The sequence below is a fragment of the Flavobacterium sp. WV_118_3 genome (assembly GCF_039778605.1).
In the GTDB taxonomy this organism is placed as follows: Bacteria; Bacteroidota; Bacteroidia; order Flavobacteriales; family Flavobacteriaceae; genus Flavobacterium.
Genome location: NZ_CP156060.1, coordinates 3,047,217 through 3,061,228, shown reverse-complemented (window position 1 = coordinate 3,061,228; position 14,012 = coordinate 3,047,217). Strand labels below are relative to the sequence as shown.

At 40.0% G+C, this 14,012-nt stretch carries 11 protein-coding genes; 7 read left to right on the top strand and 4 right to left on the bottom strand.

Annotation, left to right across the window (positions count from 1 at the left end; all coding sequences use genetic code 11):
• The first annotated feature begins 34 nt into the window (after positions 1–34).
• Positions 35–2,800: a PD-(D/E)XK nuclease family protein gene (locus ABFU83_RS14250; RefSeq protein ID WP_347070224.1), complete on the top strand. Its 2,766-nt coding sequence runs from the start codon at positions 35–37 to the stop codon at positions 2,798–2,800.
• On the opposite strand, the gene ABFU83_RS14245 is transcribed toward ABFU83_RS14250, so the two are convergent.
• Together ABFU83_RS14245 and ABFU83_RS14240 are read right to left on the bottom strand one after the other, a co-directional pair.
• Entirely contained in the window at positions 2,801–3,583 is a 783-nt protein-coding gene (locus tag ABFU83_RS14245; RefSeq protein WP_347066893.1) for an alpha/beta hydrolase, read from the bottom strand.
• A 110-nt stretch (positions 3,584–3,693) separates the two neighbouring features.
• The gene (locus ABFU83_RS14240) at positions 3,694–4,986 is read right to left on the bottom strand and encodes an aminopeptidase P family protein (RefSeq protein ID WP_347066891.1); all 1,293 of its coding nucleotides are present in this window, start codon (positions 4,984–4,986) and stop codon (positions 3,694–3,696) included.
• 110 nt (positions 4,987–5,096) lie between these two features.
• On the opposite strand from ABFU83_RS14240, the gene ABFU83_RS14235 reads away from it, so the two are divergent.
• The 6 genes from ABFU83_RS14235 to ABFU83_RS14210 all read left to right on the top strand — a co-directional run bounded on the left by ABFU83_RS14235 (position 5,097) and on the right by ABFU83_RS14210 (position 11,619).
• On the top strand, positions 5,097–5,951 hold the full coding sequence (locus ABFU83_RS14235) for a ChaN family lipoprotein (protein ID WP_347066889.1): 855 nt from the start codon (positions 5,097–5,099) through the stop codon (positions 5,949–5,951).
• A gap of 53 nt (positions 5,952–6,004) precedes the next feature.
• Entirely contained in the window at positions 6,005–6,871 is an 867-nt protein-coding gene (locus tag ABFU83_RS14230; RefSeq protein WP_347066887.1) for a hypothetical protein, read from the top strand.
• Between the two features lie 177 nt (positions 6,872–7,048).
• Positions 7,049–7,885, top strand: a complete 837-nt coding sequence (locus ABFU83_RS14225) for a succinate dehydrogenase cytochrome b subunit (protein WP_300487549.1) — start codon at positions 7,049–7,051, stop codon at positions 7,883–7,885.
• Between the two features lie 20 nt (positions 7,886–7,905).
• Positions 7,906–9,906: a fumarate reductase/succinate dehydrogenase flavoprotein subunit gene (locus ABFU83_RS14220; protein ID WP_347066885.1), complete on the top strand. Its 2,001-nt coding sequence runs from the start codon at positions 7,906–7,908 to the stop codon at positions 9,904–9,906.
• A 44-nt stretch (positions 9,907–9,950) separates the two neighbouring features.
• Positions 9,951–10,694, top strand: a complete 744-nt coding sequence (locus tag ABFU83_RS14215; RefSeq protein WP_136403459.1) for a succinate dehydrogenase/fumarate reductase iron-sulfur subunit — start codon at positions 9,951–9,953, stop codon at positions 10,692–10,694.
• Positions 10,695–10,851: 157 nt separating this feature from the next.
• Positions 10,852–11,619 carry an amidohydrolase gene (locus ABFU83_RS14210; protein WP_347066883.1) on the top strand — a complete coding sequence of 256 codons (768 nt, stop codon included), beginning with the start codon at positions 10,852–10,854 and terminating at the stop codon, positions 11,617–11,619.
• Here ABFU83_RS14210 and ABFU83_RS14205 read toward each other — a convergent pair.
• Both ABFU83_RS14205 and ABFU83_RS14200 read right to left on the bottom strand, forming a co-directional pair.
• Positions 11,606–13,219: an Ig-like domain-containing protein gene (locus tag ABFU83_RS14205; RefSeq protein ID WP_347066881.1), complete on the bottom strand. Its 1,614-nt coding sequence runs from the start codon at positions 13,217–13,219 to the stop codon at positions 11,606–11,608. The two genes, ABFU83_RS14210 and ABFU83_RS14205, sit on opposite strands and share 14 nt — an antisense overlap.
• A gap of 78 nt (positions 13,220–13,297) precedes the next feature.
• Positions 13,298–13,981 carry a phosphoribosyltransferase family protein gene (locus ABFU83_RS14200; RefSeq protein ID WP_347066879.1) on the bottom strand — a complete coding sequence of 228 codons (684 nt, stop codon included), beginning with the start codon at positions 13,979–13,981 and terminating at the stop codon, positions 13,298–13,300.
• Positions 13,982–14,012 lie beyond the last annotated feature (31 nt).

Below are 14,012 nucleotides of genomic sequence, written 5' to 3'. Positions count from 1 at the left end.
CCCGTTTATCGGGGCGTTTTTTTATTTTTATACTATGGCAACGTTTTCCTTTTTAGACAAACTCAGTAGTGCGATTATCGATCAGTATCAGGATACTATCTCTAATATAGTGATCATCCTTCCCAACAAACGAGCCCGTATTTTCCTGATAGAAGCCTTGAAAAAGCAATTGCCGGGTACCTTATTTGCACCGGAAATCGTCAGTATCGAAGATTTTATTCAGGATGTTGCGGGAATACGAACCTGTGATAACATCGAATTGTTATTTGAATTCTACGACGTCTACCTCGAAGTAACACCACCGGAAAAACAACAATCGTTTGAACTGTTTGCCAACTGGGCCAAAACACTGATACAGGATTTTAATGAAATCGATCGCTACCTGCTAAAACCGAGTCATATATTTTCATATCTAAAAGATATTGAAGATATCAAACACTGGTCGTTGGATCTGGAGAAAAGAACCACGATGATTGAAAATTACCTGGAATTCTGGAAGCTTTTACCGTTATACTACGAATCGTTGTATGATCATTTATTGCGGAAAGGAATTGGATATCAGGGATTAATTTATCGGGAAGCGGTAGAAAACCTGAATCATTTTTCGGAAGCGCTCGGATCTAAAAAACTCATTTTTGCCGGCTTTAATGCCTTAAATCAGGCCGAAGAAAAAATCATACAGCATTTATTGTTTAATGATCAGGCGAAAGTCTATTGGGACATCGATGCTGCTTTTTTAAATGATTCATTTCACGATGCCGGTTTGTTTGTACGCCGATTTAAAAAAGAATGGAAACAATATACTACCCAGCCTTTTGAATGGATTGTAAGCGATTTTAGTCAGGAAAAAAATATCCGGATCATCGGAACACCTAAAACCGTAGGACAGGCTAAAATAGCCGGAAAATTAATAGAAGAAATTCAGCTTGAAACCGAAAGTCTGGACAAGGTTGCTTTGGTTTTAGGGGAAGAAAATTTGTTGATTCCGGTGCTTTATGCTTTACCGTCATCAGTGGAAAGCCTCAATATCACCATGGGGTATAATAGTAAAAATAACCCGGCTCAGATCCTGATCAATAAGCTGTTTAAACTTCATACCAATGCTGTTCAGCGAAACGAAAAAAGTTACGTTTTCTATTATAAGGAAGTGTTGGATATACTCACGCATCCATTGGTGGAGCCCTATGTGAAAGCCGGATCACTGGTTCAGGTGATCAATAGAAATAATATCACGTTTTTAACGTATAAAAAGCTTTTTGAAATCCAGGAAAAACCCTCCGCATTGTTCCAGTTGTTGTTTGAAAAATGGGATAATAATGATGTCGGACAAGTATTGGATCGATTGTCACAAATCATATTGACAATCAAATCGTTTTTAAATAACGATAAGGAAGAAGACAAGTTGTCAAAGACCTTTTTGTATTCGATTTTTAAAGTCATTAACAAGTTGATCAACTACCACGAAGCGCATCCGAAACTGGATACGGTGAGTACGCTTTATACGGTGTACAAACAAGTGATCGATCTGGCGGAAGTTTCCTTCGAAGGAGAACCGCTAACCGGACTTCAGATCATGGGGGTATTGGAAAGTCGTGTTCTTGATTTCGAAACTGTAATCGTAACGTCCATGAATGAAGGGAAATTTCCGGCCGGAAAAACCATGAATTCGTTTATTCCGTACGATGTAAAACGCGAATTGGGATTGCCTACGTACAAAGAAAAAGACGCGATTTATAGTTATCACTTTTATCATTTGCTGTTGCGCGCCAAAAACATCTATCTGTTGTACAATACGGAAAGTGAAGGTTTGGATGCAGGTGAACGAAGCCGATTTATAACCCAATTGGAAATCGAAAAGCAACCGGCTCATAACTTGTCGCATCAAATTTATAATGCCTTTTTACCGGACAAAGCCTACGAACCGGTAGCGGTACCAAAATCGGATCGGGTGATACTGCGTTTAAAAGAAATCGCAACCGGAAAAGGATTTTCGCCTTCCGGACTGACGACCTATATGCGGAATCCAATTCAGTTTTACAACCAGCGAATTCTGCGTATTTCGGAGGTGGAAGAAGTAGAGGAAAATATTGCTTTGAATACACTGGGAACGATTATTCACGCCACTTTGGAAGAATTGTACAAGCCGTATGTTGGCAAATTCCTATCGTTTACCGATATGGATTGGTTGTTTGCGATGGCCGATTCGGAAGTGGAAAAACAATTCCGATTGGTATATAAAGAAGGAGAAATTTCGAAAGGAAAAAACCTTCTGGCATTTGAAGTGGCCAAGCGGAATGTATACAATTTTTTAAAAGAGGAAAAGCGTCAACTGGAAGCCGGTGATGCGGTTAAAATAATCGCTTTGGAAACGCCGTTGGAACGAACACTGGAAGACAGTCGGCTACCGTTTTCGGTAAAAATTGCCGGAAATGTCGACCGGATCGAACAGCGCAACGGAAAAATCAGGATTGTCGATTATAAAACCGGAAAAGTTTTAAAAAACAACGTACAGTTAAAAGAGTGGACGGGGTTAACGGAAGATATCAAAAACGACAAAATCATACAGTTGCTTTGTTATGCATTTATGTATGAAGAAAAAACAGCAGGCTTAGAAATGGAAGTCGGAATTGTATCGTTTAAAAACATGCGTGGCGGCTTTATGCCTTTTGGTAGAAAAGTAGAAAAAGACTACGAAACGATTGTAACCCCGGATATACTTGCCGATTTCAGAACGCAGCTTGTTATACTGATCAACGAAATTTTGAATCCCGAAATTCCTTTCGAAGAACAAATCAAATAATTAAACGGTTTTAAAAAAATCGCGTAACGCGTTTACCAGTTCGTCCCGATTTTCCAGATGACTCATATGACCGTCGTTAAACGTCACCAGTTTTACGTTGGTATTTTCGATTTGCTCCAGACTATCCTGATAATTTAAAACCGGATCTTTTTTACCGAGAATCAGCATAATCGGATAGGGTGCAAAATGCAAAATCACTTCCCGGTCGTTACGGGTTTTCATGCCTTCGAGTGCGGCAATAATCCCTTGTAACGGTGTTTTTAAAGCTTCCGTTTTGGCGGTTTCGATTGCATCAGTCAATCGGTCGCGGTTGTCTTCGCTAAAAAGATTGGCGATCGACATTTTAATAAAATTCGTATAACTCTGCTTAACGGCAACGATAGCCCGGTCGCGGTTGCGTTTTCGTTCGTCACTGTCGGCTCTGGAAGTCGAATTTAAAAGTACCATTCCTTTTACGTGATCCGGATATAGTTCGGCAAAAGCCAGCGCCACATAGCCACCCATCGAATGCCCGATAAAAACGGCCTTCCGAATCCGGAGTTCGCTTAAAACCGTCTGAACGGCATCAGCCATATCTTCCATACTATGAATATAGCCAATCGATTCCGATTGTCCATGCCCTAAAAGATCAATGGTAATAACGCGGTATTTTTTAGAAAATTCAGCCGTATAAAAATCCCACATTCCGGCATTTTCAAGGAAACCGTGCAAAAAAACCAATGCGGTTCCTTTTCCGGTATCCGTATAGGCAATCCTGGCGTTTTTAAAAAGGGTAAACTTCAAAGTAAGCGATTTTGATACTGCAAAAATAAAGAATAAAGCGAGACGGCCGAAAAAGAAAACGGTTTGCAACCAAAGCTACAAACCGTTTTTATGATCCGTTTGATATTGTATTACGAATGCATCAGGCTTTCGATTTCATCCGCCTCGATAGGAATATTGCGCATCAGATTAAATGGTTCTCCATTAGCCTGGATCACCACATCGTCTTCAATACGGATTCCAAATCCTTCGGCCGGAATATAAATTCCTGGTTCGATAGTGAAAACCATGTTTGCCTGCATCGGTTCGTATAGTAAACCGTAATCGTGTGTATCTAATCCCATATGGTGTGAAGTACCGTGCATAAAATATTTTTTATATGCCGGCCATTCCGGATTTTCGTTTTGAACATCCGCTTTGTCAAGCAAACCTAATCCCAATAACTCAGACGTCATAATTTTGCCAACTTCCACATGGTATTGTTTCCAGAAATTACCCGGAACCAACATTTTGGCAGCTTTGTTTTTAACGCGTAATACAGCGTCATAAACCTCGCGTTGTCTTTTGGTGAAACGTCCCGAAACCGGAATCGTACGGGTCATATCGCTGGAATAGTTGGCATATTCGGCACCTACGTCCAATAACAATAAATCACCGTCGTTACATTGTTGGTTGTTTTCGATATAGTGTAAAACGTTCGCGTTGTTACCCGAAGCGATAATTGGTGTATAGGCAAAACCTTTGGAACGGTTTCGTAAAAACTCATGTGCAAATTCGGCTTCCACTTCATATTCCATAACGCCTGGTTTAACAAACGATAAAATACGACGGAATCCTTTTTCGGTAATATTACATGCCTGTTGAATCAGATCCAGTTCTTCGCTTTCTTTTACCGAACGAATGCGCTGTAAAATAGGATTGCTCTTTTCTACTTTATGTGCCGGATACGTTTCTTTCCACCATTTGATAAAACGAGCCTCACGTGTTTCCGTTTCTACAGAAGCGCGGTAGTGTTCGTTGGTGTTGATGTATATCGTATCGGCATAGGTCATCAGTTCGTATAACACTTTTTTGAAATCCTGTAACCAATACACCGTTTTGATACCCGACACTTCTAAAGCGCGTTCTTTGGTAAGTTTTTCACCTTCCCAAACAGCGATGTGTTCGTTGGTTTCTCTAAGGAAAAGCATTTCTTTCTGATGTTCGTACGGAGCATCCGGGAAAAGCACTAAAATACTTTCTTCCTGATCTACGCCCGACAGATAGAAAATATCGCGGTGCTGAGCAAACGGAAGCGTACTGTCGGCACTAACCGGATAGATATCGTTGGAGTTAAAAATGGCAATGCTGTTTGGTTTCATAGCCGCAGTGAATTTCTTGCGGTTTTTGATAAAAAGGTTTCGGTCAATCTGATGGTATTTCATAACGAAATAAATTTAAGTATAGAACTTCAAATTTAAAGATTTTAGGTCGAAATGGTGTTAATGCCAATTTAAAATTTTGAAGAATTCATAATAATGGGTAATTTTCTGCCATGAAAAAAATACGATCCCTCTTTATCTTCCTGTTTTTTGTGACAATTTTGCAGGCGCAGGACAAAATGCCGTATCAGTTATTTGATAAAAAAGGAAAAAAGTCAACCTATAGCAAACTGCTAAAAGCAGCTGAAAAAAACGATGTAGTTTTATTTGGTGAGCATCATGATAATTCGGTGGTACACTGGTTACAGCTGGAACTGACAAAAGATCTGGGTGAAAAAAAAGACGTGGTATTAGGTGCCGAAATGATCGAAGCCGACAACCAAAAACAATTGGATCAGTACTTGCGTGGTGAAATTGATCAAAAAGCATTTGATACACTGGCAAGACTTTGGAACAATCATAAAACCGATTACAAGCCATTGGTAGACTATGCGAAGGAAAATCACAAACATTTTGTAGCTACCAATGTGCCGCGCCGTTATGCCAGTATGGTTTTTAAAAAAGGACTTGAGTCTTTGGAAGCATTGACACCGGAAGAGAAAACCTGGATCGCACCATTGCCGATAGCCTATGATGCGCAATTACCGGGTTATGTAAAGATGATCGAAATGATGGGGGGTCATGGTGGTGATAAGTTGCCAAAAGCACAGGCGATTAAAGATGCTACGATGGCCTATTTTATCCAAAAAAATCAAAAACCGGAATCGATATTTATCCATTATAACGGAACCTATCATAGCGATAATTTCGAAGGAATCTATTGGTATTTAAAGAAAGCTAATCCGGAAAGTAAGATAATTACCATTGCTACGGTTACGCAAAAAAATATTTCACTATTAGAGGTGGAACACTACAATAAAGCCGACTATATTCTCGTTGTAGATGAAGATGTAACCAAGACCTATTGATTTAACAAAATCTTGGCAGGATTTTTGTTGGTAATATTGTGTTAATCCAGACTATGAAACTTAAAAGCATCATATTAGTATTTCTACTTGCCATCGCATTCTTTTCGTGTGATGACAATGATGATGTGAAAAATGCTGAGCCACACTTGGTGATGCGATTTAAGTTTGATGCGACACAGCCAAGATTGAACAATTTGGGACAACCTGTGGCTGTTGCCGAGGGTAATGCGGCACAATCCCCTTCGTTTAATGCAATCAGTTCGCATTATATGGAACTGGCGCCCAATGCTAATACGGCCTTAGGTATGGGTACGATACTGTACCATGCGCCCGAAACAATGGCAGGAGGGGCGAAAGCGATCGATTTCAGTCAGTCGAAAATTGTTGGTGAAAACGAAATCTTTTTGTCGATACCCTTAAGTCAGGTAGCAACAGGAAGCTACGAATGGATACGGACATCGCTTTCGTATCAAAACTACGATATCAATATTTTGCATCAGGGAACCGATTATACCGGTACGCTGGCTAGTTTTGTCGGTTTTAAAACCTATTTGACCACACATCATATCGGGAACAGCAGTTTTCCGGTAAACGGAAACCGCGAACAGGGTTATTGGGCTTTGAGTGTAAACGGAATGCCGTTTTCGGGTCAGACCGAAGCCGGAGCGACCACGGTTCCGAATCCGCTTTATGCGACGTCTCCAATTCCGCCTAAATCGTGTGTCGTAACCGGTAAATTTGCTACGCCTTTGGTGATCACCGGAAATGAAACCCGCGACGTTGAAGTGACGCTTTCGCTGTCCGTAAACAACAGTTTCGAGTGGAAAGAAGTCCATGTGGATGGAAAATACGAGCCATCGGCCGGGGAAAATGTGATTGATATGGGCTTAAGAGGTTTGTTGCCGACCTATCAGAAATAAAACTCCAAAAGTTATTCTGCTATAATTTAATAAGATAGAAAAATGAGAATATGTTTTTCTCAGTGCTATCGGATAAATACTTTAAATTCATTATAAATAAGCCTGAAAGGGTTGCGGTTAATTTGAAATAGCCTTATTTTTGTTTGATTTTTTTAAAAACTATTACAATCAAACACTATGGCGAAATCTGCACTTTTAAAGTCATCTATTGGAAAGAAATACTGGATGGCTCTTACGGGTTTATTTTTATGCTTGTTTTTGGTGGGACACTTAGCAGGTAATCTACAGTTATTGTTCGGTACACAATTGCAGTTCAACGAATATGCATTGTTTATGACAACCAATCCAGCGGTAAAAATTCTATCTTATGTTACCTACATTTCGATCCTTTTCCACGCGATCGACGGTATTCTTCTAACTATTCAAAACAAAAAAGCGAGGCCTATTGGTTATGCGAAGAACAATGCTGGAGCAAACAGTGCCTGGGCATCTAGGAATATGGCTGTTTTAGGGACATTGATTTTGATTTTCATTGCAACGCACATGGTGAACTTCTGGGCAAAAATGCACTTTACAACGATGCCGTTACAAAAAATTACGGTTGAAGCACAACCGGGAGCGACTCAGGATTTTTACCTGACTTCAGGATGGGGACAGGATAAATTTATTCCGGTACAAAGTGTTGATGGTGAAAATATCGTTATTGACGGACGTGATTTCTACTACACAAAACCACTTAAAGTGAAATTTGCAGAAGGATATAAAGATTTGCATACGATTACAATTGAATTCTTTAAAGATCCGAAATGGGGATTGGCATTCACAATTTTCTACGTGTTTTCGATGGCGGTATTAGCGTTCCACTTACTACACGGGTTTAACAGTGCATTTCAGTCGTTAGGAGCGAACAATCCTAAATACACCCCGGCGATCAAAGTTTTCGGAAAAGGATTTGCAATTATTGTACCGTTATTATTTGCTATTATTCCTTTATATATTCACTTCTTTAAATAATCCTATAATAGATAAAGATTATGGCATTAGATTCTAAAATACCTCAAGGTCCTATTTCGACGAAATGGACAGACTATAAAGATCATATAAACTTAGTGAACCCGGCCAACAAACGTAACATCGATGTAATTATCGTTGGAACCGGATTGGCAGGTGGTTCGGCTGCAGCAACTTTAGCAGAATTAGGATATAACGTAAAAGCATTTTGTTTTCAGGATTCTCCACGTCGTGCGCACTCGATTGCGGCACAGGGGGGTATCAATGCGGCAAAAAACTATCAGGGAGATGGTGACTCAACTTTCCGTTTATTTTATGATACGGTAAAAGGAGGCGATTACCGCGCCCGTGAAGCAAACGTACACCGTTTGGCGGAAGTTTCGGCTAATATTATTGACCAGTGTGTGGCTCAGGGTGTGCCTTTGGCTCGTGAATATGGCGGATTATTGGATAACCGTTCTTTCGGGGGAACTTTGGTATCGAGAACGTTCTATGCAAAAGGACAAACAGGACAACAGTTATTATTGGGGGCTTATTCTGCGATGAACCGTCAGATCGGACGTGGAAAAATCCAAATGTATAACCGCCACGAAATGTTGGATCTTGTAATCGTTGATGGAAAAGCAAGAGGAATCATTGCCCGTAACCTGGTTACCGGAGAAATCGAAAGACATTCGGCTCACGCTGTAGTGATTGCTTCCGGAGGTTATGGAAACGTATTCTTCCTTTCCACAAATGCGATGGGAAGTAACGTAACGGCAGCCTGGAAAATCCACAAAAAAGGAGCGTATTTCGCAAACCCTTGTTATACGCAAATTCACCCAACCTGTATTCCGGTTTCGGGTGATCACCAGTCAAAATTAACATTGATGTCCGAGTCATTGCGTAATGATGGTCGTATCTGGGTACCTAAAAAATTAGAAGATGCACAGGCAATCCGCGAAGGTCGTTTAAAACCGACGGATCTTGCTGAAGAAGATAGAGATTACTATTTGGAAAGACGTTATCCATCTTTTGGTAACCTTGTACCACGTGACGTAGCATCGCGTGCGGCAAAAGAAAGATGTGATGCCGGTTTCGGAGTAAACAAAACAGGAGAAGCGGTTTATCTTGATTTCGCCTCTGCGATCCAGCGTTATGGAAAAGAGCAGGCAAAAATCAAACACTTAAATCCAGAGGATGCGGCTCTTGTTAAAAAATTAGGAACAGAAGTAGTAGCCAATAAATATGGTAACTTGTTCCAGATGTATGAGAAAATCGTTGACGATAATCCATACGAAACACCAATGATGATCTATCCTGCGGTTCACTATACTATGGGTGGAATCTGGGTAGATTATAACCTGATGACGACTATCGAAGGTTGTTATGCTATTGGTGAAGCCAACTTCTCTGATCACGGAGCGAACCGATTGGGAGCGTCTGCTTTGATGCAGGGTCTTGCCGACGGATATTTCGTATTACCGTACACTATCGGAGATTATCTGTCTAAAGATATCCGTACCGGAAAAATCTCAACCGATTTACCGGAGTTTATCGAGGCAGAGAAAAACGTTAGAGAACTGATTGAAAAATTAAGTAAAAATAACGGAACACATTCCGTAGACTACTTCCATAGAAAACTTGGAAAAGTAATGTGGGATAAAGTAGGAATGGCGCGTAACGCTCAAGGATTATCAGAAGCGATGGAAGAAATCAAAGCTATCCGTGAAGAATTCTACAGAGACGTTCGTGTACCAGGTGATGTTAACGGATTCAACCAGGAACTGGAAAAAGCATTACGTGTAGCCGATTTCCTTGAATTAGGAGAATTATTCGCGAAAGATGCTTTACATCGAAACGAATCATGTGGTGGACACTTCAGAGAAGAATATCAAACCGAAGAAGGAGAAGCACAACGTGATGACATTAACTTTGCATACGTAGCTGCCTGGGAATACAAAGGAGATCCAAGAGAAGCCGTATTACACAAAGAAGAGCTGAAATTCGAAAATGTGAAACTGGTACAAAGAAGTTACAAATAATGTAATGTGTTAAGGGATCCTCTTAATACTTAATACTTAAAGTTATGAATTTAACGTTAAAAATATGGCGTCAGAAAAACGCTCAAGATAAAGGACAATTAGTTGATTATAAAATCAGCGATGTGTCACCGGATATGTCTTTCCTTGAAATGTTAGATGTATTAAACGATGGATTAGTTGAAAAAGGAGACGAACCGGTAGCATTCGACCACGATTGTCGTGAAGGAATCTGCGGAATGTGTTCCCTTTATATCAACGGAGAAGCTCACGGACCGGACAGAGGTGTAACAACATGTCAGTTACACATGCGTATGTTCAAAGATGGTGATACGATTTTTATCGAACCATTCCGTGCCAAAGCATTCCCGGTAATTAAAGATTTAGTAGTAGACCGAAGTGCTTTCGACAGAATCCAGCACGCTGGTGGATTTATTTCGGTAAATACTTCCGGAAATACACAGGATGCCAATGCTATTCCAATTCCAAAACACGATGCCGACAGAGCTTTTGACGCGGCAACTTGTATCGGATGCGGTGCTTGTGTGGCAACTTGTAAAAATTCATCTGCTATGCTATTCGTATCGGCCAAAGTTTCCCAGTTTGCCTTATTACCACAAGGTAAAGTTGAAGCAGCCGAGCGTGTACTAAACATGGTAGAGCAAATGGACCATGAAGGATTTGGAAACTGTACCAATACAGGAGCCTGTGAGATCGAATGTCCAAAAGGTATTTCGCTTGAGAATATTGCTCGTATGAACAGAGAATACTTTAAAGCAAGTATCAAATAAGTTTTAAAAAAATCACGATTCAAAAACGCATCCTTCATTCCGTTGGGTGCGTTTTTGTTTTTTACATCGAAATTATGTGTAGAAACGGTTTCTTTTGACAGAACTTTTATATTTTTATTAGATAAAAACGCGCCAACCCTAAAATTAACAACACGAGATGAAAATCAGTATCATTCAGGCACCGCTATTTTGGGAAAACCCGGAAGTGAACAGAAATTATTTTGCAGCTAAAATTCAGAATATACCAGAAGACTCCTTGCTAATTGTTTTGCCGGAAATGTTTAGCTCTGGTTTTACGATGAATCCTGGCGAAGTCGCCGAACCGATGGATGGTACAACGGTAAACTGGATGAAACAGACGGCTACGGAAAAAAACTGCGCCATAACGGGTAGTCTGGTGATTAAGGAAGATGGGAATTTTTATAATCGTTTGCTTTTTGTCTTTCCAAACGGCGATGTCGAACACTACGACAAACGCCATTTGTTTTCTTTGGCGGGAGAACATAAAACCTACACTTCCGGAGGAACCGAACGTTTGGTGGTGAACTATCTGGGCTGGCGTATTTGCCCGTTAATTTGCTACGATTTGCGATTCCCGGTATATTCCCGGAATAATGACGATTACGACTTACTGATTTATGTAGCCAATTGGCCGCAGGTACGAATTCTGGCCTGGGATACGCTTTTAAAAGCAAGAGCAATCGAAAACATGTCGTATGTGATTGGTGTTAACCGTATTGGCGACGATGTGAACCATAATTTTTATTCCGGACATTCACAGGTCTTGGATTATCTGGGAAATGCATTAGTAGAACCGTTGGAAAAAGAAGTGGTCTTTTCGGTACAACTGGATAAAGAATTGATGCTGGCGAACCGAAATAAACTGGGCTTTCTAAGAGATCGGGATAAATTTAATCTGCTTTAAAAACCTGATCGACATCCCAATTGGCGCGCACATCCACTTCCCCCGGAAAATAGAGAACTTCTTCTGGTAGTTCTTTTTTTAGGAAATTACCGGTATCCCATTTGCGGTTTTTATTATCGTCGTAAATAAGACGTAAGGTATAGGTGCTTGGTTCCAGTAAATTGAAATCAATGACCGTCTCTTTTTCGCTATACTCCGTGGCGAGTATCTTTCCGTTTTTATCCAATACTTCCAGTAAAACCGGAAAGCGTTTTACATTTTCAAGGCGGACACGCAAATTACCAAAATCGGTATTGCTACGCGTACCTAAGGTATACTTTAAAGTATCGTTTTTGGTTTCGTAAAAATCGGTCAAAGCACCCGGTAAGAGGGTTAGTTTATACCGTTGATCGGCTTCTTTTTTAAAGTCGATTTCCAGTTTCTTTTCATATTCAAGATATTTAAGCTGGAATGGTACTGCTGCTGTTGAATCTTTAACGTTGATGAGTTTGATTTTTGAATTATCGATTTTAGACAAAGGTATCGAGGGTGTAATGGTGAAAATATCTCTAAAACCGATTGAGCCGGTTGGTTTGGCTTCAAAAGACAAGGTGTCGCTTTTGGTCTTCATTTCTTTTAGTTTTGCGACAAACTCTTTGGTATAATCGCCATTGCTAACATGAATCTTCAGGGAATCGGCTTTTACTTTAGGAAACCAAATGTTTAAGGAATCTTTGGAAGGATATTTTGTGATAACCGAAGTCAGCGGTTCACCACCTTTGAAAACCGTAATCTTTGTGTTTTTTGCTTTTTCCTTACCTTCAAAACCCATGATCAGTTTATTGGATGTTTCCTGTGTCGGCTTTTCGGCTTTAAAAGCCAGTTCTTCCTTAAACAAATCCAAACGGAAGATAGTATCGTTAGGAATCCGTATCGGTTTTTTAAAGAACGCGATTTTATCCTCTTTCGGGTTGAATTTATAATCGTTGTTTTTGTCTTTAAGTGCAACAAGATAATAATCGCCTTCTTTTAAGTTTTCCAGTGTAAAAACCTTTAAACTGTCCAGTGTATTGGTTATATAACGAGGTTGTTGTTTAAAAACGGTAGAATCGGCAAAAGTAGCCGCTTCGTAAAGCATTACGGAAACAAAGTGGTCAACTTTTTTATCGTATGCATCACGAATGATCCCGCCAATTTTTAAAGAATCGATATACGATCCGGTCGAAAAAACATATTTAAACTGGGAATACGGGTTTTGCTCATTATTATCGGAAATACTTTGCCCGAAATTAAAACTGTAAGTGGTATTCGGTTGTAGCGTGTCTTTGATTTTAATCGTGATATATTTACTGGCATAGCCCATTGGAACGATATCCGGAGCTTTTTTCATTGGAGGTGAAATAATTAACTGCTTGTTGATGTCTTTTACCTTAATATATTCACTAAAATTGATTTTGATAAAATTACCGGTAAAATTAGTGCTGAAATTCTTAGGCGTACTAAAAGTAATCGTCGGCGGAATAGTATCTTTCGGTCCACCGGAAACCATACCTCTTTTGGCACAACTGGTTAGTAGTAGCGAAAAAACAACAATAAGAAAAGCGATGCGGTATTTCAACATGTTAGCAGTGATTTTAACAGCACAAAATAACGATTATATTCAGTGGAAAGAAAATCTTTTTAGAAAATCTTTGTAAAATTACGAGTCGGTATAGGCAATGGTGGCAATACTTAGTCTGGCTCCCGGTATTTTTAATAATTGTTTGCCACAGGCTTCCAGCGTCGAACCCGTGGTTATCACGTCGTCGATTAACAGGAAATGGTTTCCATGACAGTAATTGGTATCGCGAAGCGCAAAGAGTTCTGCATCGGTTTCGGTTCGCCCGAAAAGCGTCTTTTGGGTTTGGGTTTTTGAGTACCGTTTCCGGTATAAGAGTTGGTCGTTATAAAAAGTATGTAAACCGTCTGCCAGAGTGCGGCCAAATGTGGTCAGCTGATTATAGCCGCGTTCGCGTAACCGTTTTGGGTGTAGCGGAACGGGAATGATATCGGTCACGGTTTGTAAATCCGAATTGGCTTCAAAACGAAACAGATACCATTCGGCCAACAAAGCGCCAATTTCCTGTCGGTTTTTGTATTTCAAATGGTGAATAAGTTGCTGCGTAATTCCTTTTTTCCGGTAATATAAAAGGGATGATCCATGAACTAAGGGTAGTCGTCCGTAGAACTTTTCAAAAGTCGTATTGGAGTTGGTAAACGGATGATTCGTGTAAGGGAGCTCGTGACGGCATTTTAGACATACAATCTTCTCATTTTGCAATAAAACGGAATTACAGCCAACGCAAATTGGCGGAAAAAGTAAGTTTATCAAGTTTTTTATCATTTCGTCGATTATTTTTTTTGTATTACGGAAG